This window comes from Bifidobacterium sp. ESL1130 (assembly GCF_058507935.1).
Window position 1 is genome coordinate 973,357 of sequence record NZ_CP196379.1, and the last position, 21,465, is coordinate 994,821.

A 21,465-nucleotide genomic window follows, 5' to 3' on the forward strand; every position below is an offset into this window, starting at 1 on the left:
TATTTTCAGCGCTCAACGTCGCCGAACGTCACCCCCTCACGGGGGTGTGGATTGAAATATCAGGTACCACTAGGCGAGTGGATATGTACCCCGGTCACCCCCTCACGGGGGTGTGGATTGAAATCTTGACCCGCTTTGCTCCTGCCTCTCCATGGCGTCACCCCCTCACGGGGGTGTGGATTGAAATATGTAAATGATGTACAAATCACATAAAACACTATCGTCACCCCCTCACGGGGGTGTGGATTGAAATGAAAAGCGCTACAACAAACTGCCTTATGTGAGCGGTCACCCCCTCACGGGGGTGTGGATTGAAATGGCATGAATGAATCGAAGGTGAAGGTATGAGACGTCACCCCCTCACGGGGGTGTGGATTGAAATTCTCAAACCTTTGGTTTTGGGGATGTCATCGAAGTCACCCCCTCACGGGGGTGTGGATTGAAATGGTTAGAACATGGAAAGTCAGGGGTTGTTATGGAGTCACCCCCTCACGGGGGTGTGGATTGAAATTCGCAGTTAACCATCGACCACATGGACATAGAAGTCACCCCCTCACGGGGGTGTGGATTGAAATAAAAGTAATGCAGTGCACTATGGGACAGGAGTAGTCACCCCCTCACGGGGGTGTGGATTGAAATACATCCGATGATGGGTTGTCCAAGTTCGTGGCTGTCACCCCCTCACGGGGGTGTGGATTGAAATGAATCATGTCAAGAGTGCCCGTGAGGCGCACGGGTCACCCCCTCACGGGGGTGTGGATTGAAATTAGGGTTCTATGGTTGTCGGATTCAGTAGTGTCGTCACCCCCTCACGGGGGTGTGGATTGAAATACCTGCGCCATGCTCTATCCTCCAGACTGGTATGTCACCCCCTCACGGGGGTGTGGATTGAAATTTCCAGAACATCATCGACGAGGAAACCAACCATGGTCACCCCCTCACGGGGGTGTGGATTGAAATCGGTTGTTTTGGTTCGAACATTTCGAGTCCGTAGTCACCCCCTCACGGGGGTGTGGATTGAAATATCCATCGCACACCTCACGAGCCTCAGCCACCCGTCACCCCCTCACGGGGGTGTGGATTGAAATGAGATATGAGCCGGTGGCAGACCGGAGCGAGTTGTCACCCCCCTCACGGGGGTGTGGATTGAAATCATAACCGTCATCCACTGTCACGCGGTCGGCTGCCGTCACCCCCTCACGGGGGTGTGGATTGAAATAAATACAGGCCGGACGATACGGCGGCCTGGTGGAGTCACCCCCTCACGGGGGTGTGGATTGAAATCAGTTGAACGCGTATGTGGGCGAAACCTACTATGGTCACCCCCTTACGGGGTGTGGATTGAAATATTGTTGCGTGTAGTAAGTGACGGTATAGCCCAGGTCACCCCCCTACGGGGGTGTGGATTGAAATAGGGACGGGCCTATCTCATCGACCGTCAGCTCCAGTCATCCTCTCACGCGGGTGTGGATTGAAATCCTCCGATAGTCCGGGCCCACCAAATGCCGGCTGGTCACCCCCTCGCGGGGGTTGTGGATTGAAATACCGGCACCCGCCGTCCGCGTACCTCGATCAGGGGCGCCCCTCACGGGGTAACGAAGAGACGCATACCTGAGCAGCGCAGATAACCCCATTGCCAGCGTCATCAGCAGAAACGCTGTGATCAATAGATGGTCGGCTGAACAGCTGCACGCAGCGTAACTCAATATGGCAGCGATTTGCACGCCGGTTCTCAACCGTGACAGCATCCAACGTCTTAATTGTAAGCCCCGGGAGCATCATCCCCGGAGCTTATAGATACCGAAGACATTCGTATACTTTGCGAGCGACTGAGTCTTTCTCCTGCGCGTTCCGGCAGACGCTCGCAGTGGTGAATTTATTTGTGTGGTTTCTTTTGCGTGGTGACTGATGGTGTTTTGCGTGGTCTGCCGCCGCCGACGCCTCGGCCGGGACGGTTGGCGTTCCATTCGTCGATGGTCTCGCTTTTCCAACCACGAGTGCTGCCAACGAGCACGTCAGGGGTGGGTAAGTGCAGGCCGCCCAATGCGCCTGTGGTGATGCCGAGACGTTGGGCGACCTGCGTGTAGGAGAGGTATTGCTCAGTCATGATGCTTACGACCTGCTGCCAGTCCGAACAATCCTGCCGGTATCGGAGTCCGGAACGATAATGCCAGACTGCATGCACCGCATGCGATTGCCACCCATCCGTAAATGTCGAAGTTGTTCATAATGTTTTCCATGAGTACACTTGGAACTGGTGGGGTTCCGGTTCCTAGTTCTAACCGGAACCCCACTAGTTTTCAGCTATTTCCGCTTTTTGAACAGTGCGATGACTCCCGTTATCGCAGCTATTGCCGGGCTGATGGCGCTGATTGCGTTCCAAATGTTATCCTTGTTTCCTCCTTTTTGTTAATAATACTATAATAACTTGGTTCTTATAGTATCGCATGCGAAATGAGGAAATCTTTAGAAATCTTCTTGTATTTGGTAGCCGTGTTGACGAAGCGCGTATTGATCAGAGTGCTCCAGGAGCAGAAGAAAACGATCGTTGACGAAAGACCGCGTAAGTTCGCGCCATGCTGGCTCTGCGAGCAACCCATTGATTATGCTGCCTTACTGAGAACTGCAAGATGCATTCCTGGCCGGAGGTTTCCGGCTGCCCAAGGGCGCAGCACCTACCGTGCAAGTTAATTTTCATGCCTCGTCGTATGATGGAACGGTATGTGTTGAGTGCCGCTCACTGATGTGAGTACAGCGGAAGAGGAACGCTGGTGGTACCCGCGTCCGGAGGCAGGAGCGATAGTTGGCGAATAAGCACGGTACTCATGCCAAAAGACGGGTTTCGTCTCAGCGGCATAGCAATACCGCCACCATCAATGCCGCAGCCAACGCAAGTGCAGAACCGGCTGTTCAGTCATCCGCCGCAGTGCCACAAAACGCACTGTATGCCTCAGAATTTCCCGCTGAACGAGTCAATGCTGCTGCTCCGGTGTCAAGCAAAACGAAGCGCAAGCGTCGTCGTAAGCGCAAACGTGAAGAAATAGTCGATCTGCCGCTGCTCAACGCGCCTTTCGATAGTCTCATCTATCAAGGTCGTGACATGGCGGCCATTCGCAGTAAGCGCATGGGCATCTTCATTCAGATTCTCATCGTGCTGTGTCTGCTGGCGGCTGCGGCCTCATTGCTGTGGATTCCTCTCGTGCAGAGCATTCATGCGCGCGAGGAACAAGCGGCCGTTGACGCGGCGCAAAGTCGTATGGCCAAGTGGCCGCAAGGCAAGATTGCCGAGGAGTATCAGCGTGCGCAGGCGTATAACCAGCGCATCGCTCAGTCCGGTCAGGCCACGCTCGGTGAGTTCACCGACCCGTTCGGCGGTGGCGGTGACGGCAAGAAGCCGCAATCGGAGCGCGACCAGGAGTATCAGTCGCTGCTCAACGACGGGTACGGTGTGATGGGCATCATCCGTATCCCTAAGATTTCCGTACGCATGCCGATTTACCATGGCACCTCCGACGAGGTATTGGAATCAGGTGCCGGTCATTTGTATGGTACGAGCTTGCCGGTAGGCGGTGCGTCGACGAACGCGGTGTTGAGCGGTCACCGAGGTCTGCCGAACGCCATGCTGTTCACACGTCTCGATGAGTTGAAAAAGGGTGATATTTTCTACGTGCAAACCTTGGGACGAACCTTGGGCTACCGTGTGGAAAGCATCCATGTCATCGATCCTGAAGACACGCATCTGTACAAAGTGGTGCCCGGTCGAGATTTGGTGACGTTGATGACGTGTACCCCGTACGGTGTGAACACGCAGCGTCTGATTATTACCGGCACACGTCAGGCCATCCCCGATCCCATTCCCAACCCGGATTCCGCTAAGGGCGACCCCACTATTGCATCGTTGATCACAGCGGCGGCCTTGCTGGTCCCTGGTCTGATTTGGGCCAAGATACGGCGCTATGCGTTGATGGTGGTCCGCCATTCCTCCAGTGGTGTGCCGACGTTGCGCTTCGGCCGGCGTGACTTTGTCGATGCTCCGGTGCGCGATCCGATTCGCCGTAAGGGACGTGGCCGTCACTCGCCGCCCAAGCGCGGCTGGGGGTCGCGTGCGGCCAAGCCTCGATCGGTCGAGGGTGCGCACGCTCAGGGAGCGGCACCTCGTCATTCCAAGAAGACAGTGGCTCGTAGTCAGGCTGGAGTGGCGCAGCTTGATTCGATGGCGCAGGGACAGGCACGGTAGCGATGGTTGACTGGTGGCTTGAGGCGGCACTCTACGGCCCCAGTATCGTATTTGCGCTGCTCTTCGTCGTATCCTCTTTGCGCGAGCCCCGGCGCTTCCGCAACGCTATCTGGATGGCAATGTTCGTATTGTCTCTCTCCAGCGCGCTGTTGCTGCGGTTCGGTGCAGTGCAAGCCATCGTCCCCCTGGCGTTGCTGATAGTGTTTGTCCCTGTGGCAGTAGTGGTTTTCCTGTCATTGAACGCTGTCGTCGTGGTGCGGCGTGAAGGGTTCTCGCTCTCAACGTTGCTGCCCGCGTTATTGGCGGTCTTGCTAGCTGCTGAATTGGTGTTGGTGCCTTATGCCATTCGTTCCGGCTCGGCTTTATGGTTGAAAAACATCGCGTTTCTGGTGGTGGCGGAAAGCCTATGGTTCTTCTTTTCATTCGCCGCGCTGCTGGGGTATTCCTCGCTGTACCGTATGTTGCCTCGCAAACGAAGGTATGACTATATCGTCATCCATGGTGCAGGTCTGAGCGGTACCCAGCCCACCCCGCTGCTCAAAGGGCGCATAGACAAGGCTTTCGCTCTATGGGACAAGCAGGGAAGGAAAGCCCTGTTTGTGGTTTCCGGCGGGCAGGGGAGTGACGAGGAGATCAGCGAGGCCGAGGCTATGAAACGTTACCTGCATCATGAGCGCGGCGTGGACGAAGACCATATCCTCATGGAAGACCAGTCCACCACGACGATGGAGAATCTGTGCAATTCCAAACGAATCATGGATGAGCGTGGATCGGGGTATCGTGCGGCGCTGGTGACCAGCGACTACCACGTGTTTCGAGCTTGTGAGTATGCTCGGCAAATCGGCCTTACCGCTGACGGTGTGGGCAGTCACACCAAGGGATATTACTGGCCGACGGCTTTTATTCGAGAGTTCGTGGCGATTACCAAAGCGCATTTCTGGCCGTATGTTGCCATTGCCGTATTGTGGGTGTGCTGGGCTGTGGTGCTGTTGCTTGTCGCCTGGTAGGTGTCGGCTGTCATAATGAAATATGCATGTGTTATGTATGTTCGTACAAGAGAAACGGCGGCGTGCAGCTGACGGTATGTGAGCTGCGCAGGCGCGGTGAGAGAACAGGTAAGGAGAACAACCGACGATGATTGATGAAGTGGTATTGCTCAGGCATGGCAGAACGTCGTATAATCTCGTGCATCGTTTGCAAGGTCAGGTCGATGTGCCGTTGGATATTGTAGGTCAGTGGCAGGCCGATCAGAGCGGCCTCGAATTGGCGCGTAGGTATTACGGTGCCAAAGTGGCGAATATTGCCCGGCACCCCGATTTGCTGCCTCAACCTGGTCCGAACGCCGCCAAGCGCAGCGACATCCAGGAATACGATGAAGCGCCGGCGGCCAGGCGCGCCGTCAAAGTGGTGTCGTCTGATTTGTTCCGAGCAGCACAGACGGCGCACGCATTCGCAGATATCCTAGGGTTGCCTGTTGAACTTGATCCGAGGCTGCGCGAGCGCGATTTTGGGCAGTGGGAAGGCAAAACGCGCGATGAGATTCGTGAGATGGACGCTCAAGCCTATGCCTCATGGAAGCAGGGGCAAGGCGGAGAACAGGCGTATGGCGTGGAATCACGCTCTCACGTAGGCGAGCGCGGTGCCAGGACTTTGCAGGACATGGTCGCTGCTGAAGAATCCAGCGAGACGCATACCACGCTGGTGGCTGTCAGTCATGGATCATTCATCGCGGCTACGGTGGAGACGTTGCTGGGACTTGACCCCGAGGCGGACGCTTTAGGAACCATTAAGAATGCATTCTGGTCCAGTCTCGAGGTGAGGCGTGTCTCTGGCGCCCTCTCTTGGCGTTTGTCCCAGTTCAACTTGGGGCCGAATATCGCGACGTTGACGGATTGGGATAATGGGCCTGACGAGTTGCGCAACCCGCACATGCCCGCTGCCACGCCGCTGCTGTTCTGAAAATGCGAAAGCGATTGTGCGGTGTCGCGCGTGTTGTTGCAGCTGCGGGCTAAGGTGAGGCGTTGAGTCGAAGGTGTGCCGGTGCGGCCGGCTGAGTGTGAAGGGTAGGTGTGACCATGCTGAGAATTTTCAATACGATCAAAGGCCAAGTTGAGCAGTTAGACAAGCCTGAAAGCGGATCATGGTTGTGCCTGAGTGACCCGAGCGATGTGGAACTCACCTCGGTAAGCCAACAGACCGGCGTGGATTTGGCTGATCTGCGGGCGCCTCTGGATGATGAGGAACGTTCCCGTGTGGATACGGAAGACAACTACACCATGGTTATCGTCGATATCCCCACGGTTGAGGAACGTGATGGACGTGACCATTATGAGACCATCCCGTTGTCCATTATCGTCAGCGGCGACCTGATCATCACGGTGTGCATGCAGGATACGCCGGTGTTGCATCCCTTCATGGAGGGGACGATTCGCGGGTTCAACACGTATATGAAGTATCGTTTCATTCTGCAGATTCTTTACCGTAACGCCACCATGTACTTGCGTTACTTGCGCATCATTGATCGCAAGTCCGACAACTTGGAACTCAAGTTGCGTCACTCGATGCAGAATCGTGAGATTCTTATGCTGCTTGAGTTGAGCAAGACGTTGGTGTATTTCACCACGAGTCTCAAGTCGAATGAGATTGTGATGGAGAAGCTCGACGCTCTGCCGCATATCAAGCGCTACCAAGAGGATGAGGATTTGTTGGGGGACGTGATCACCGAGAACAAACAGGCTATTGAGATGGCTAACATCTACAGTGGCGTGTTGGCGAACATGACTGATGCTTCGGCATCGATTGTGTCGAACAATTTAAATAATGTGATGCGTATATTCACTATTATTTCGATTACTCTGTCGGTGCCCACGCTGATTTTCTCTATGTATGGGATGAACTTCCAGGAAGGCATGCTGGGTATGCCGTTCTCTGATTCGCCTTATGGTTTCCTCATTGTTGTAGTGTTCTCCATAGTGGTGTGTGTGGCTGTGCTCTGGTGGCTGCTGCGCTCCAGGCTGTTTAAGTGACGGTGTGTGGCGATGAGCCACAGTTTGCATATATCTGCATGTACAAGTGAATATATAGAGTATAGGGTTGGTTGTGTGGCCATGGTGCACGAGACCAGCGACCGAATGAGTATGAGGTAGGAGTCGCAAATATGCGTGACAGTGTCCGTAAGATAGCCGGGCTATTGGCCAGTTTGACGCTGGTGTGTTCCGCTGGAGCATGCAGTGGCGCCGATGCCGGTTCTGGTGCGGATCCGTTGGTGGGAGGCCCCACTATCTCCATCGCCGTAGCTCGTGACGAACCCGGTTTCTCACGCATTCATGAGGGAGAATACGACGGGTTTGATATCGACGTGGCACGATATGTCGCGCAAAAATTGGGCTATGCCAACCGTCAGATTATCTTCACCTCGGTCGATATGGCCAATCGTGTCAGCGCGTTGGCGCAGGCGAAGGCGGATATGCTTATTTCAGAGTTGCCCGAGGAGAACGTCGTGCCCCGCTCCGGCAACGATGTAGCCAAGTTCGCCGGATCCATGTTCACCAGCAAGCAAGGTTTCCTGGTGGACTCCGCCGCGCGCCAGGCGCTGGGGGGCGAGCACGGTCTGGACGGCAAACGCATTTGCGTGGTCTTGGGCGGAGGCGTTGAGACAGCGGTCAGCCAAGCCGTGAACGGTCCTGTGATGCAACGCAGACAAGGATATGGACAGTGTCTCACCGCTCTGCTGTCTGGTGATGCAGATGCGGTGGCGGGAGACGGGGCTGTGCTGCAAGGGTTGGCGAGCTCCAGCAACGGGCATGCGTCCATGCTCAAAGAGACTGCCGGTACCAGCGTCAGAGGCATCTGGACTCCTAGTGGCACCGATCAGCTTTCGGACAAAGTCAACAGCATTCTCAACGACATGGTCAAGGACGGCTCGTGGAAGCGTGCCGTTGATCGATTGGAACAGCAAATCGGCTATCGGGCACAGGCACAGCTCAACCCGCCGGTTGTTCCGGTGAAGGCTTCGGGGGTCGTCTCACTGTCCAGCTGAATGGCGATAATTCGGTTATGAGCGACAACGAGAAGAATGAGCATACGGCCGAGCCGTCGGCGCCGGCATTTCGCTACGATGCCTCCATGGCACAGGACATTGAGCTGAAGTGGCAGAAAACGTGGGATGAGCAAGGTACATTCTGGGCGGCGAACGCCGAAGGTGACCTGAAAGATGCCAAGGGGCGCAACGCCGAAGGCCGCACTCCCTATTTTGCCATGGACATGTTCCCATACCCCTCCGGCAAGGGGCTTCACGTAGGCCATCCGCTCGGCTACCTGGCCACCGATGTGGTCAGCCGCTATCACCGCATGAAGGGTGAGAACGTGCTGCACGCCATGGGCTACGACGCCTTTGGCTTGCCCGCAGAACAGTATGCGGTGCAGACCGGCCAGCACCCTCGGGTTACCACCGAGGCCAACATCAAGAATATGCGTCGCCAATTGCACCGTATGGGGTTGAGCTTTGATGACCGCCGCACCTTTGCCACCATCGACCCGCAGTACGTACGCTGGACGCAGTGGATATTCTCCCGTATATACGACGCTTGGTATGACCCTGATTACCAACGTGCTGACGGCGGTACCGGTGCCGCGCGTCCCATCTCGGATCTTATCGCCCAGTTCGAGACAGGAGAGCGTGCAATCCCAGGCTTTGAGGGACGTGCATGGGGTGCGCTGAGCGCCGCCGAACAGTCCGATGTACTCAACGACTTCAGGTTGGCTTACATATCCAAGTCGCCGGTGAACTGGTGCCCGGGATTGGGCACAGTGCTGGCCAACGAGGAAGTGACCGCCGAGGGACGTTCTGAGCGCGGCAATTTCCCGGTGTTCCAGCGTGAGCTGCGCCAGTGGTCCATGCGCATCACCGCTTATGGCCACCGGCTCGTCGAAGACCTTGACATCATCGACTGGCCGCAGAAGGTCAAGACGATGCAACGCAACTGGATCGGCGAATCGCACGGTGCCACAGTGCATTTCCAAGTGGCCACAGCGAACGGAGAGCGTGACCTGGAGGTGTACACCACCCGTCCAGACACCCTCTTCGGCACCACGTTTGCCGTCGTTTCCCCCGAACACGCATTGCTGGCGGACGTGCCGCAGGCTTGGCCGGACGATGTCCCACAGAGTTGGAAGGGAGGGTATGCCAACCCGCGCGACGCGGTGCATGCCTACCGTCTGGCCGCAGAAGCCAAGACCGCCCAAGATCGCGTGGACGCGGCGGGGGAGAAGACCGGCCTTTTTACCGGCTTGTATGCCACCAACCCGATTACTGGCGCCAAGCTGCCGATTTTCACTGCGGACTACGTGCTTATGGACTATGGCACCGGTGCCATCATGGCCGTGCCGGGAGGGGATCAGCGCGACTACGATTTCGCGGTCAAGTTCGGTCTTCCTGTGCTGTACACCGTTGCCCCTCTGCCGGGCAGTGACGACGACCTGTCAAACTATGAGGGTCAGGCTCCATACGTTTCCAAAACCGGTGTGATTGTCAATTCCGCGACCGAATCAGCCCACGTGGGCGGCGAACCGCTCGACCTCAACGGGCTGAACGTGAGCGAGGCCATCGATCGGGTCACCGCATGGCTGGAACAGTCCGGAGTGGGCAAAGGCACCGTGAGCTACCGGCTGCGTGACTGGCTCTTCTCCCGGCAACGCTACTGGGGCGAACCGTTCCCGATCGTCTACGATGAGGACGGTGTACCGCACCTGCTGCCGGATTCCATGCTGCCCATCGACCTGCCCGACGTACCGGACTACAGCCCCAAGACCTTCGACCCCGAAGACGCAGAGTCGAACCCCGAGGCACCGCTGAGTCGCAACGAGGACTGGGTGAAGGTGACGCTTGACTTGGGTGACGGCCCCAAGACGTACTACCGGGACACCAATACCATGCCCAACTGGGCCGGGTCATGCTGGTACTACATGCGCTACCTGGATCCCAACAACACAGAGCACATGGTAGACAGCGCCGAATACGACTACTGGATGGGCCCCGAACACAATGCCACCGCAGGCAAGGCCGGCGGCGTGGATCTGTATGTGGGCGGTGTGGAACATGCGGTGCTGCACCTGCTGTACTCCCGGTTCTGGCACAAGGTACTGTTCGACCTGGGCTATGTCTCCGGCCCGGAACCGTTCCACAAGCTCTTCAACCAAGGCATGATTCAAGCGTATGCGTACACCGACGAGCGTGGCCAGTATGTGCCGGCCGCAGAGGTAGAAGAAGGCGCGGCAGACGCTTCCGGAGAGCCGACATTCACCTGGAACGGGGAGAAGGCGAACCGCGAGTTCGGCAAGATGGGCAAGAGCCTGAAGAACATCATCACCCCCGATGACATGTACGAGAGCTACGGAGCCGACACGTTCCGCCTGTACGAGATGAGCATGGGGCCGCTCGACGAATCACGCCCGTGGAACGACCGCAATGTGGTGGGCGGCATGCGCTTCCTGCAAAGGCTGTGGCGCAATGTGGTAGACGAGACGACCGGCGAAACGGTGGTCAGCGAAGAAGCGCCTGACATCAAGACGCTCAAGCTGCTCAACAACACCATCGCCGACGTGACGGTCGAGATGGAAGGCATGCGCCCCAACACCACCATCGCCAAGCTCATCGTGCTCAACAACCATCTGACATCGCTTCCATCGGTGCCGCGTGCCGCGGTGGAACCGCTGATCCTCATGCTCGCTCCCATTGCCCCGCATATCTGCGAGGAACTGTGGAACCGCTTGGGGCACGACGAGTCCCTGACCTACGAGCCTTGGCCGCAGGCAGATAGCAGGTATGTGGGGCAAGAATCCGTGACGGCCGTGGTGCAGATCAAAGGCAAGGTGCGTGCCAAGCTGGAGGTTAGCCCCGACATCAGTGCGGACGAACTCGAGGCCATGGCGCTCGATGCCGTTGAGGCTCGTCTGGGTGGCAAGAAGCCACGCAAGGTTATTGTAAAAGCACCGAAGATCGTCTCGATCGTCCCCGCGGAATAGCGGACACCTGCCGGTACGTGCCGGTGTGCCGGCGTGCTAGACAAAGCGCGGTGTGTTGACTTGTTATATTGGTCAACACGCCGCGTTCTTGTATTATCGGCTGAGTATTCGTCCACATGCACCCATTGGCATGCAGATTATCAGCGTTGAACGTGCATGATGAGAGCATGACAGAATACAGCAGGACAATACAGGCAAACAGCAGGCTGGGTGCGTTGCGAGGCACTGCATCTGCAAGCGTGCGGCAACCAAGACTACGACGACTCAACCCTCCGAACCGCAGACTCGATGCGAATGGTGTGCGCCCACGGCAGGTGCACTCCGGAGGTACACACGAACGACGGCATGCGTCTGGCATTGCGATTGCGGTAGGAGAGAAGAAGGATGTTTCCCGGCATCGCACAGGTGCGAGCCTCAGTGAGCTTGCCGGAGTCAGCTCCGAAGACGCTACGATGTGCAGACTGCGTGATGCCGATACGCGTCAGCAGACGCGGGCCTTATCGGACAGGGAAGGGCCGGCGCGCTCTCTGCCTCGGCTTTCGCTGACGCCGTTGCACGCCGTGGTGGCGGTTCTACTGCTTACCGTGGCGTTATGTGCCAGTTTGACCATGCTTGTGCAACAAACGGTTAACTATGCCAAACAGTCGGTTCCCGGCACTGCCGCGGTGGGGAGAGAAGCGTCCGGTCAACAACGTCACGGCACCTCATCAGGCTCTTCTGCTGGAAGAAGGGATGCGGCTGACCAATCAACTACCAGTGGTGCGCATGGCGGGAATGCTGGGGAACATGCTGCACCTGGTGACGCCGCACCCGGGGCTGCCGCAAACTCGCCTGCGGCAGCAGGCTCCGAATCCGCGCATACCGGAGCACCGCCGACAGGTGCTGCACGTGAGGCATCGGGGCTGGTGAACCTCAACAACGCAGATGTCGGCCAATTGCAGCGTCTCAACGGCGTAGGGCCGGTCATGGCACAGCGCATCATCGACTACCGAGCCACCATCGGGCGCTTCTCTAGCGTCGATCAGCTGAAATCAGTGACTGGGATCGGGCCAAAAATATTCGATAAGCTTCGCTCACAAGTGACGGTCTAGCCATGAGCGTGAGCATAGATGGATACAACGCCAGGGAACAGGGGAGTCGTGACTGGCGCATGCTTATCGTCGCCGGAAGCGTATGGGGTTCCATGCTCGCCGCATATGAGATGCATGAACGGCTGCATCCACACGACGGTGTACGCGCGGCAGTGGGCAGCCAAACAGGAGACGGAGTACCGACATGGCTCGCACCGGTGATATTGGCCGCACTGGTGACCGGTTTGGTATTGGCATACTGCATGTATGCGGGTGGGCAGTCAGTCGCATGCAAGCAGGCGCTCCTACGTCATATTCGGCCTTGGCGCCACTGCCGGTCTGTCATGCGTACCGTGCAACGGCGGCCAGCAGCGGCGTTTATGCAGCACGGCCGATTGCGTGCTGCGCTCTGGGTTTTGGTCCTGATGTTCTCCAATGGAAGCGGTGTGCTTGCGGTGGCGCTTGACACCACGGTCCGTGAGCGCGATCCTGCCATCATCGCAGCCGATGCGCAGGACGCGGGCAGTGGGAGCATGCGGGTGGTGGCGCGCGTCGAAGCACCTGTGGTCGCTTCCAAATCACGGCAGGCGGACTGTCAGGCAAAGACCAGGCTGGAGCAGGTGGATGACGGCGTGCAGTCCAACAGTGCTATGCCGGCCACACTCTATATGAGCGGTGATGCGTGCACAACAGTGAGCTGGGGAGAACGTGTGGCGGTTTCCGGTTCGCTGCAACGGGCACAATATGGTGCCGAACCCATATGGATACGTGCCGACGACACTGCAGCAGTGCACGTGATACGTGAAGCTCCCTTGTGGCGCAGAGGAATCAACGCGATGCAACAGGCTTTCAGCGAAGCGTCATCCGGGCTTTCCCCGCAAGGCCGGGTGCTGGTGCCGGGGCTCACCATCGGTGTGCTGGGGCAGGACTTCATCGGCCGGACGGACGACAAACATGGTGAGTCGGTGAATGCTACGTTCGCGGCGATGCTGGAAGAGCATTTCAAAAGTTCGGGCATCATGCATCTCATGGCTGTTTCGGGAGGTCATTTTGCTCTGGTGCTGGGATTGGTGCGCCGCTGGTGTGCGCGCCTGTTGTTGCCCCGGGTGCTGGTGGCGTTGTGCTGCGCATGTGCGTACGGCATGTTGGCAATGATGGTGTATCCCTCGGATTCTGTACGGCGAGCCTTGATCATGGGGTTGGTGGAAGCATTGGCCACGGCGGTGGGGCGACGTTCGCAAACGGTGAGCGCATTGGGATTGACGGTCATCGCGGTGCTTTTCGCTGACCCTCCCATGGCGCGTAGTTTCGGTTTCGCGCTTTCCTGCGCGTCGGTATTGGGCATCTCGATGCTCGGGCAGCCGCTGGCGCGTCATCTTGGGAACATCATGCCTGCCGTGCTGGCAGAAGCGAGCGCCACCACGGTGGCGGCGCAATGTTTTTCCTTGCCGGTGCAGGTCATGATGACGCCTCAGGTGCCGTTGCTTTCGGTAGTGGCGAACCTGATTGTCGCCCCATTCGTTGATTTCGCCACAATGACGGGGTTGGCTTCCTTGGCTTGTGCATGGTGCTGCATGCCGTTGGGGTTCGCTCTGGCATGGGTGTCGAGCTGCGGTACGGCGGTCATGCAATGGTGTGCGGATACGGTAGGGGCTTCACAGATGGCGGTCGTCCCGTGGCCGGAGGGAGGCCGTGGAGCATTGCTGGTGCTGGCTTTGGAATGTGCGGTGGTGCTGTGGTGGAACGTGTGCATCAAGTGTGCTGCTATGTGCCGTGCCGTGATGCAGCGAAAGAAAACTGCGAACCTGCCGCTGGTAGGCGAATCCGCTTGGGAACCGTTCGACCCGCCTGCCGGTATGATCAAAACGGACAGCGGCAGGACACCGGTGATGAGTACGGCGAGGGACGGTACGGTTCCGACATCTGTACTGAGCGACGAAGTTTGGGATACCGGTGAGCGGCTGCATATAGGAGCGGTTGAAAAACTGAGAGGTTGGTGCGTGCAGACGCGCGTCATGCTTGAACAGAGAGGATGGGTGTCATGATGTCCACCGATGCGGCGAGATTGAGTAGTATGGCTCAACGACTTACCCTTACGAGATGCACCCTCATAGTGGGCGGTGACGACTACTTGGCTCACCAGGCCGTGCGCGACCTGCAGGATGCCGCATGCCGTGCACATCCCGAAGCGGAAGTCATGGAATTGGATGCTAGCCAAGCCGGACCCTACGATTTCGACGAGGCGGTGAGTCCCTCGCTGTTGAGTTCCAGCTCCATCGTGATTGTCCAGCATATGCAGGAAGCGAGCGTCGAACTCGTCGACGCCATGGTCTCCTACTGCACTGCAGGTGACGATGAAGGCACTGTGCTCATCATGCGTCACGACGGCGGGCCCAAAGGGCGCAAGCATATTGATCGCCTTGTCAAAGCCGGAGCTAAGAAAGAGCAGATTCCCGATCTTAAACGCGCCGATGCCAAACTCAACTTTGTGCTCGCACAGTTCGAGAGGCGCAACCGGCGTGTGGATCCGGCAGCCGCCCAGCAGCTCGTGGCGGTGCTGGGAGAACGTACGGGCGAACTTGCGGCCATGTGCGACCAGCTATGCTTTGATTTCGACGACGATCCCATCGGCATTGACCGGGTCAACCAATACCTTGACGCCAATCCGGAAGTCACCGGATTTGCCGTAGCTGACGCGGCGATCGCCGGCAATACAGCAGGTGCCATCGTCTCCATGCGTGCAGCCATCGAGCAAGGCATCGAACCGGTGGCGCTCGTGGGAGCGCTCGCCATGAAACTGCGCACCTTGGCAAAAGCCGCAGCGGTAAAGAACGGCAGTATCTCACAAGGTCAGGCAGGCATGGCGCCATGGATGCTGCGCAATGCCTCACGCCAGCTCAGTGGGTGGACCTCGGCAGGATTGTCGGCCTGCATCCAATCGCTGGCACAAGCCGACGAAGCCAGCAAAACCAACGGCGGAGACCCGGTATTTGCCTTGGAACGCACCATCGGCCTGATGGGCAGGAAAGGACGCGTAGCATGAACGGCATGGAAATAGAAGCAGCAGGCACCGCTGCCGACGAGGCAGAACAATCACTATCAGCGGCATATGAACAGGGGAAGGTGCGTGTGCAAGTGCCCACACGCGAATCCATGCACGCGTTAGGGAGACGTCTGGCACACCAGGTACGCGGCGGTGACGTACTCCTGCTCTCCGGTCCGCTCGGTGCAGGGAAAACCACCTTGGCGCAAGGGTTCGGAGCAGGATTGGGTATTGCAGAACCAATCGTCTCGCCCACGTTCACTATTGCAAGGGAGCTAAACGGAACGTTCCCCAACGGCGATCCCGCACATCTCGTGCATGTCGACGCCTACCGTCTCGGCGGCAACGATTACGCTCCGGGGCAAGACACCGCCGACCGCTTGCTCGACGAGCTTGAATCTCTCGGATTGGATGAAACGCTCGAAGACCCGGACGAACACACCGTCATCCTCATGGAATGGGGGGAGCAGATGGTCTCGGCGCTCGCACCCGAACGCCTCGAGGTGCATATCGAACGTCCCGCAACGGTGCGTCCACAAGAGTCCTCTGAAGAAGCGCTGACCAGTGACGGCACCAGAGTGGTGGAGATGCGACCGGTCGGCGATCGTTGGATGCGGCGTATGGAAGAACAGCATACATTGCAGGCGTAACCTTAAGCATAACGGTTCGAAGACGGCGATACAGTAACAGGAGCATGCGTTCAAGAGATATGGCGCATGGGGGATGGAGGAGACATTGGCACACACACTCGTGATCGATACGTCGTACGGCTCGACAGTGGGCATAGTAGGGTATGAGCCGGTAGTGCAAACCGATTCGCGCACGCACGTCGAACGATTGCAAGCCAACATCGGCATGGCAGTCAGCCAGGCCGGCCTGACATCGGCCGACATCGATGCCATCATCGTGGGTGTGGGCCCGGCCCCGTTCACCGGTCTGCGTGCCGGACTGGTCACCGCCAAAGCACTGGCCTATGCCACAGGAGCGGCATTGATAGGGCAGGATGCGCTCGCGCCACAAGCGCTGATGCTGCAACTGGCATGTATCGATGCCGAATTTGCTGCGAAGCACAATGCACTCACGGAGCTGCACGCCAGCGCAATCAACGAGCGGAACCTGCCTGACGCACCGGTTCATGTGACGTTGGCGGTGAACGATGCGAGACGCAAGCAACTGTACTTCGCCCTCTACGGTGATGCAGATGCAGATGCAGCCCAAACCCAACACGCTCTGATGTCCGAATCACGGCCACTTGCGGCTCCCGTCACACTGATGGATATGGACATCGACTACCCGGATGCCATCGTTCAACGGGTCAACGAACGTGTGAAGGCACTCTCCGAACAGTTGGGAACAGCAGTGGTGGTGGATATTGCCGGCCATGGCACCGGCTCTTACGCTTCTGCTTGGGAAGGCATGAACGCTTTGGGAACCGTTGTGGACCACTCGGTGTTTGACCTGGGGGCGGACGGTCTGGAACTCGTCGCACGCTGCGCACAACATGACCGAGGACAGAACAACGATAATGACGATGCGCAAGCCGTGGAACCGCTCTATCTGCGCCGTCCCGATGTTTCCGTACCAAACCCGCTCAAACACGTACTGCACCACGACGGCGCCACCAGAGGTGAGCAATGATCACTCCTCTCGAATCGTTGGAACGCACCTGGGTGGAACGCGAAATGGCGCGGCTGGAGAGTGAGCTGTTCGGCATTGGAGCATGGAGCGAAACCGCCGTGGCACAAGAGCTGAGCGCACCTGCACGAACGTATCTGTTCGATGTGGACGGGAGCGAACTGCGCGGATATGCCGGCTTCTGGTATGACGGCGACGATGCGGAGATCATGACCATAGGAGTCAAACAGTCCGCGCAACGGCAGGGTGTTGCATCCCGGCTGATGAGTCACCTCATAGAAGACGCACAGCGGCAAGGCGCGCGACGCATGCTGCTCGAAGTGCGTGTCGACAACAATTCCGCCATCGGCCTGTACCAAAAGTTCGGATTCCGCACGCTTGGCCTGCGCAAACGGTACTACCAGCCGCAAGGCATCGACGCCTACACCATGAGTCTCGATCTACAGCCGCACATCGCCGGTTTCGCTTCAGCAACGGCTGCACAGCCCGCGCACGCCACACCGCTGGGGCAATCGGCAGACAATCATACGAAACCAATACAAGACACCGCGGGCGGCCTTACTGAAAGCACTCCTGCCACCGACATGACAGAGCCCGCTAACGGTGACAACACCACCGAACCGAAACAACGAGAAAGCAGAACAACACGATGAGTGAACCAATCGTACTGGGCATCGAATCCACCTGCGATGAAACCGCAGCCGCCGTTGTACAAGGCCGCACGCTGCTCTCCAACCAAGTCGCCTCATCCATGGAAGAACACGCCAGATACGGCGGGGTGATTCCGGAAATCGCCTCACGAGCCCACGCGGAAGCCTTCGTGCCGGTAGTATCCAAAGCGCTCGCCGACGCCAATATGGAACTCAGCGATATCGACGCCATAGCGGTCTCCGCAGGCCCTGGGCTGGCTGGATGCCTGGCGGTGGGAGTTTCGGGCGCCAAGGCGCTCGCCTGGGCTGCCAACAAGCCGATTTACGGCGTCAACCACGTCATCGGGCACATTGCAGTCACCCAGCTTCAGTTCGGTTCTTTCCCGCCGGACACGTTAGCCCTCATCGTTTCAGGCGGTCACACCTCGCTGCTGCATGTGCAGGACGTGGCTCGGCACGTGGACGTGGTCGGCACCACGCTTGACGACGCCGCAGGGGAGTGCTTCGACAAAGTGGCGCGCCTGCTGGGCTTCCCCTACCCGGGCGGCCCTCACATCGACCGGCATGCCCGGCTTGGCGACCCGCACGCGCTCAAGGTGCCGCAAGGGCTCACCCAAGGGCGTTCCGGTAAGGAGCACCCGTATGATTTCAGTTTCTCGGGCGTCAAGACCGCAGTGGCTCGCTGGGTTGAGGGACGACGAGACCAGGGGCTGGATGTGCCGGTGGATGACGTGTGCGCATCCCTTGCCGACTCGGTGGCCAGCGTTCTGGCTAGCAAGGCGATGAAAGGGTGCGAAGAGTACGGTTCGAACACGCTGATTGTTGGCGGAGGGTTCTCGGCGAATTCGCAGCTGCGCGCAAAACTGCTCGAAGAAGGGGAGCGGCATGGGGTGCAGGTGCGTATTCCGGAACTCAAGCTGTGCACCGACAATGGTGCGATGGTGGCCATGCTCGGCTCGAACCTGGTGGAGGCCGGGGTGAAGCCGTCCAATCCTGATTTTTCCATTGATTCGGCGATGCCGATGAACGTAGTGAGCGTCTGAGTGAATGGTTCGATGAACGTTAGGCTTGGTGCGACACGCCAGAGTTGGCATTTGGAGTGAAGTCATGTAGTATCTATGTCTTGTGCGGTGGTGATAACAACGCACAGCAGGACATTCCCGCATAGCTCAGTTGGCAGAGCGTCTGACTGTTAATCAGAATGTCGCTGGTTCAAGCCCAGCTGCGGGAGCCGATAAACGGCGGAAATCCAAGGTTTAAGCCTTTCGGATTTCCGCCGTTTCTTTATCCCAGACAGGATTGGACACGATCGTGCAATCTCAGTTAGATTTGGAGCTATAGGAACTGAACGCGGTGTTTTAGAATCCAGATCTATAGGAACTGAACGTGTTGCTTTAGCTCTCATAGACGATATCGTTCCGGCTTGCGGCAAACCTGCAATACTTCTGAACCGGCGAATAGAGTAGACGGTGTAAACGAGACGGACGAATTCTGCGGTGGCTATGAAAAACGATGACAAGCATGTGCTGATGGCGTTCAAGGCGGCGTTCCCGTACACCGTACCCATTTTTGCTGGGTTCTGGTTTTTGGGAATCACCTACGGTGTATATATGCATTCATTGGGATTTTCATGGGTATATCCCACAGTGATGGCTGCTGTTATTTTCGGAGGCTCCCTAGAATTTGTGGTGGCCGACATGCTGCCTCTGGCATTTGACCCGCTCACCGCGCTTATCGTGGCGTTCATCGTGCAGGCACGGCACCTGTTCTACGGTATTTCCATGCTTAAGAAATTCTCCGGAACCGGATGGATGAAACCGTACCTTATCTTTGGCATGTGCGACGAAACCTTCTCGATTCTCTACACCACGGACCCACCCAAAGGCATAGACCGCCGTTGGTTTATGTTCTTCGTCACGCTGCTCAATCAAGTGTATTGGGTTTCCGGTGCCGCCATCGGCGGTCTGGTAGGCGGCATGCTGCACGTCCAGATTCGAGGGCTTTCGTTCGTTATGACGGCTCTGTTCACCGTGATTTTCATCAATCAATGGCAAACCGACAAACATCACGCCAGCGCCTTCATCGGTGGGGTTGTCTCGATTGCATGCCTGGCGGCGTTCGGCGCGGACTCGTTCATGCTGCCGATATTGGTCGGTCTGCTGGTGGTCTTCACCGTGCTGAGGGCTCCGATGGAGCAGAAGGGATGGTTGGATTGATGGGGGAGAAGCAGTGCGAGCGGATGATAAAGGCGGCAAGAAGACGGGCGATGGCTTGAGCGGCATCGAGCAACACCGGATTAAACAGTATCGGATTGAGCAACACCGGATTGATCAGAATCGGACTAAGCAACATCAGATCGAGCAACATTGGAAAGGATGTTCGGCATGACTGTAGCACAACAAATCATTACGATCGCCCTATGCGCACTAGGCACGATGGCAACGCGTTTCCTGCCGTTCCTGCTGTTCGGCGGCAAGAAACCTGTGCCCTCGTACGTCACCTACCTAGGCCGTGCCCTCCCTGCCGCTGTTTTTGCGATGCTGGTCGTCTACTGCCTGCGCAACGTCGACTTCCTCTCCGGTACGCATGGTCTGCCCGAGCTGATCGGCATCGCCGTGACCGCAGGGCTGCACCTGTGGAAGCGCAACATGCTCGTCTCAATCGCCGGCGGTACGGCAGTGTACATGGTGCTGTTGGCGGTGGTGTGAGGAGGGGAAAGAATATGATACTTGATAGGATATGTGCTGGGTAGTGTCACAATTTTGAGATGGGGTTTCGTGAACGAGATGTGGGGACTTGTTTTACAGTGTATTCAGACAGCTTCCGGTGTAGTCACTGCAATCACCGCAGTCCTTTCTGCGATTGGCGCCGGCATCGCGTACAAAAATCATAATCAGGAGCGTAGTCTGATTGCAGACTTGAACTCTGTTATTCCCAGTGCATCTGGGAAAGTGTCAAATATTGTAGAGGGCGAGAAACGGGATGCAGAGAACGAATATGCGCTTTTATTGTTGCGTAAGCATTTTGCACGATATGTAAAGGAGCGTGTTTCTATTAAAAATTCGAAAGAAAGCGAAGGATTTAAGCTCACAGGAGGCTTTCAATTTAGGGATCGGCTGTTTCAATGGCTGTTTGAAATTCCTAGTTTGATTGTTATCTTCGTAAAGTCTCTTATGCTTCTGGGGTATATCCTGCTCACATTTTCAGGAAAATTTCCGGTGGAGTATTTGGAGAGAGAACTTTCGTCGGAAAGAATTGTATCGACTCTATCGGTGCTTTTACTTCCTGTTGTGCTGATTGGAATAGGTTCAAGTTTTCGAATGCTGAATGTATATATCTGGAGAAGTAGGCTTATCAAGGTTGGCTACAATAAGTATATTAAGCCTGAATTTCTCAGGGTACAGCAACAATCAAGCAATTATGAACTTGTGTCAGGAGCTTATTGCCAATTACGCGAGAGTTTTAGCATGCTAGTGAATAGTTCAAAAATAGGGCAGCACGCGGGGGTTCGTGGAGGAATAGCTGCTGTATGTTTTGTCGGAGTATTTTATATTTGGGAAGTTAGTACTCTTTTTATCAAGTTATTTGTTCAATCAGATGATTTAGCACGAGTTTTTATACAACTCATATCAGGTACTCTTAGATTAACATGGGTGATGAGTCTACTATTCGCTGACGTTATCTGCCTAATTCAGTATGCAACTCGGAAACGTGAATTGGACTAGGAGACGTTGCATAGGTATGGCATGTAGTTCGAAAGATGATGTGAACATCTTGGTTTTCTGATGAGGATGTCGTCCTGTCTCG

At 56.9% G+C, this 21,465-nt stretch carries 16 protein-coding genes, 1 tRNA gene, 1 pseudogene and 1 CRISPR repeat array (1 of these 19 only partly in view); of the genes and pseudogenes, 17 read left to right on the forward strand and 1 reads right to left on the reverse strand.

Annotation, left to right across the window (positions count from 1 at the left end):
- A CRISPR array of direct repeats spans positions 1 to 1,285; the repeat unit is 31 nt; unit sequence GTCACCCCCTCACGGGGGTGTGGATTGAAAT; it begins 38 nt to the left of the window's first position.
- A gap of 591 nt (positions 1,286 to 1,876) precedes the next feature.
- The gene (locus ACSYSO_RS03730) at positions 1,877 to 2,107 is read right to left on the reverse strand and encodes a hypothetical protein (protein WP_489798444.1); all 231 of its coding nucleotides are present in this window, start codon (positions 2,105 to 2,107) and stop codon (positions 1,877 to 1,879) included.
- A gap of 696 nt (positions 2,108 to 2,803) precedes the next feature.
- Here ACSYSO_RS03730 and ACSYSO_RS03735 point away from each other — a divergent pair.
- The 17 genes and pseudogenes from ACSYSO_RS03735 (at position 2,804) to ACSYSO_RS03815 (ending at position 21,383) form a co-directional block, all read left to right on the forward strand.
- Positions 2,804 to 4,237, forward strand: coding sequence for a class C sortase (locus ACSYSO_RS03735; RefSeq protein WP_491702024.1), 1,434 nt, complete (start codon positions 2,804 to 2,806; stop codon positions 4,235 to 4,237).
- A gap of 113 nt (positions 4,238 to 4,350) precedes the next feature.
- Complete coding sequence (locus ACSYSO_RS03740; RefSeq protein WP_491702025.1) at positions 4,351 to 5,244, forward strand: YdcF family protein; 894 nt, start codon at positions 4,351 to 4,353, stop codon at positions 5,242 to 5,244.
- Positions 5,245 to 5,371: 127 nt separating this feature from the next.
- Positions 5,372 to 6,196 (forward strand): histidine phosphatase family protein, encoded by an 825-nt coding sequence (locus ACSYSO_RS03745; RefSeq protein WP_491702026.1) that lies wholly within the window; start codon positions 5,372 to 5,374, stop codon positions 6,194 to 6,196.
- Positions 6,197 to 6,312: 116 nt separating this feature from the next.
- Entirely contained in the window at positions 6,313 to 7,263 is a 951-nt protein-coding gene (locus ACSYSO_RS03750) for a magnesium transporter CorA family protein (RefSeq protein ID WP_491702027.1), read from the forward strand.
- A gap of 131 nt (positions 7,264 to 7,394) precedes the next feature.
- On the forward strand, positions 7,395 to 8,276 hold the full coding sequence (locus ACSYSO_RS03755; protein WP_491702028.1) for a transporter substrate-binding domain-containing protein: 882 nt from the start codon (positions 7,395 to 7,397) through the stop codon (positions 8,274 to 8,276).
- A gap of 17 nt (positions 8,277 to 8,293) precedes the next feature.
- Positions 8,294 to 11,260: a leucine--tRNA ligase gene (gene leuS / locus ACSYSO_RS03760; protein WP_491702029.1), complete on the forward strand. Its 2,967-nt coding sequence runs from the start codon at positions 8,294 to 8,296 to the stop codon at positions 11,258 to 11,260.
- Positions 11,261 to 11,427: 167 nt separating this feature from the next.
- Entirely contained in the window at positions 11,428 to 12,351 is a 924-nt protein-coding gene (locus tag ACSYSO_RS03765; RefSeq protein ID WP_491702030.1) for a ComEA family DNA-binding protein, read from the forward strand.
- Positions 12,352 to 12,353: 2 nt separating this feature from the next.
- On the forward strand, positions 12,354 to 14,375 hold the full coding sequence (locus ACSYSO_RS03770; protein WP_491702031.1) for a ComEC/Rec2 family competence protein: 2,022 nt from the start codon (positions 12,354 to 12,356) through the stop codon (positions 14,373 to 14,375).
- A gap of 29 nt (positions 14,376 to 14,404) precedes the next feature.
- The gene (gene holA / locus ACSYSO_RS03775) at positions 14,405 to 15,373 is read left to right on the forward strand and encodes a DNA polymerase III subunit delta (protein ID WP_489798527.1); all 969 of its coding nucleotides are present in this window, start codon (positions 14,405 to 14,407) and stop codon (positions 15,371 to 15,373) included.
- Between the two features lie 5 nt (positions 15,374 to 15,378).
- Positions 15,379 to 16,023, forward strand: a complete 645-nt coding sequence (gene tsaE / locus ACSYSO_RS03780; RefSeq protein WP_489798526.1) for a tRNA (adenosine(37)-N6)-threonylcarbamoyltransferase complex ATPase subunit type 1 TsaE — start codon at positions 15,379 to 15,381, stop codon at positions 16,021 to 16,023.
- An 85-nt stretch (positions 16,024 to 16,108) separates the two neighbouring features.
- Positions 16,109 to 17,011, forward strand: coding sequence for a tRNA (adenosine(37)-N6)-threonylcarbamoyltransferase complex dimerization subunit type 1 TsaB (tsaB, locus tag ACSYSO_RS03785; RefSeq protein ID WP_491702032.1), 903 nt, complete (start codon positions 16,109 to 16,111; stop codon positions 17,009 to 17,011).
- Positions 17,008 to 17,490 (forward strand): annotated as a pseudogene (gene rimI, locus ACSYSO_RS03790) (ribosomal protein S18-alanine N-acetyltransferase); the annotation flags it as partial. The gene tsaB and the pseudogene rimI, both read left to right, overlap by 4 nt.
- Before the next feature lie 167 nt (positions 17,491 to 17,657).
- On the forward strand, positions 17,658 to 18,701 hold the full coding sequence (tsaD, locus tag ACSYSO_RS03795) for a tRNA (adenosine(37)-N6)-threonylcarbamoyltransferase complex transferase subunit TsaD (RefSeq protein ID WP_491702033.1): 1,044 nt from the start codon (positions 17,658 to 17,660) through the stop codon (positions 18,699 to 18,701).
- A gap of 115 nt (positions 18,702 to 18,816) precedes the next feature.
- Positions 18,817 to 18,889: transfer RNA gene (locus tag ACSYSO_RS03800), tRNA-Asn, on the forward strand.
- Positions 18,890 to 19,160: 271 nt separating this feature from the next.
- The gene (locus tag ACSYSO_RS03805) at positions 19,161 to 19,874 is read left to right on the forward strand and encodes an AzlC family ABC transporter permease (RefSeq protein ID WP_491702034.1); all 714 of its coding nucleotides are present in this window, start codon (positions 19,161 to 19,163) and stop codon (positions 19,872 to 19,874) included.
- Between the two features lie 159 nt (positions 19,875 to 20,033).
- Positions 20,034 to 20,366 carry a branched-chain amino acid transporter permease gene (locus ACSYSO_RS03810; RefSeq protein WP_491701516.1) on the forward strand — a complete coding sequence of 111 codons (333 nt, stop codon included), beginning with the start codon at positions 20,034 to 20,036 and terminating at the stop codon, positions 20,364 to 20,366.
- 69 nt (positions 20,367 to 20,435) lie between these two features.
- Positions 20,436 to 21,383: a hypothetical protein gene (locus ACSYSO_RS03815; protein ID WP_491701517.1), complete on the forward strand. Its 948-nt coding sequence runs from the start codon at positions 20,436 to 20,438 to the stop codon at positions 21,381 to 21,383.
- The last annotated feature ends 82 nt before the right edge of the window (positions 21,384 to 21,465 follow it).

Excerpts from the sequence above, each read along its gene's own strand:
- ACSYSO_RS03730 (WP_489798444.1), bottom strand. The coding sequence starts at position 2,107 with ATGACTGAGCAATACCTCTCCTACACGCAGGTCGCCCAACGTCTCGGC.
- ACSYSO_RS03740 (WP_491702025.1), top strand. The coding sequence starts at position 4,351 with ATGGCAATGTTCGTATTGTCTCTCTCCAGCGCGCTGTTGCTGCGGTTC.
- ACSYSO_RS03745 (WP_491702026.1), top strand. The coding sequence starts at position 5,372 with ATGATTGATGAAGTGGTATTGCTCAGGCATGGCAGAACGTCGTATAAT.
- ACSYSO_RS03750 (WP_491702027.1), top strand. The coding sequence starts at position 6,313 with ATGCTGAGAATTTTCAATACGATCAAAGGCCAAGTTGAGCAGTTAGAC.
- ACSYSO_RS03755 (WP_491702028.1), top strand. The coding sequence starts at position 7,395 with ATGCGTGACAGTGTCCGTAAGATAGCCGGGCTATTGGCCAGTTTGACG.
- leuS (WP_491702029.1), top strand. The coding sequence starts at position 8,294 with ATGAGCGACAACGAGAAGAATGAGCATACGGCCGAGCCGTCGGCGCCG.
- ACSYSO_RS03765 (WP_491702030.1), top strand. The coding sequence starts at position 11,428 with ATGACAGAATACAGCAGGACAATACAGGCAAACAGCAGGCTGGGTGCG.
- ACSYSO_RS03770 (WP_491702031.1), top strand. The coding sequence starts at position 12,354 with ATGAGCGTGAGCATAGATGGATACAACGCCAGGGAACAGGGGAGTCGT.
- holA (WP_489798527.1), top strand. The coding sequence starts at position 14,405 with ATGGCTCAACGACTTACCCTTACGAGATGCACCCTCATAGTGGGCGGT.
- tsaE (WP_489798526.1), top strand. The coding sequence starts at position 15,379 with ATGGAAATAGAAGCAGCAGGCACCGCTGCCGACGAGGCAGAACAATCA.
- tsaD (WP_491702033.1), top strand. The coding sequence starts at position 17,658 with ATGAGTGAACCAATCGTACTGGGCATCGAATCCACCTGCGATGAAACC.
- ACSYSO_RS03805 (WP_491702034.1), top strand. The coding sequence starts at position 19,161 with ATGAAAAACGATGACAAGCATGTGCTGATGGCGTTCAAGGCGGCGTTC.
- ACSYSO_RS03810 (WP_491701516.1), top strand. The coding sequence starts at position 20,034 with ATGTTCGGCATGACTGTAGCACAACAAATCATTACGATCGCCCTATGC.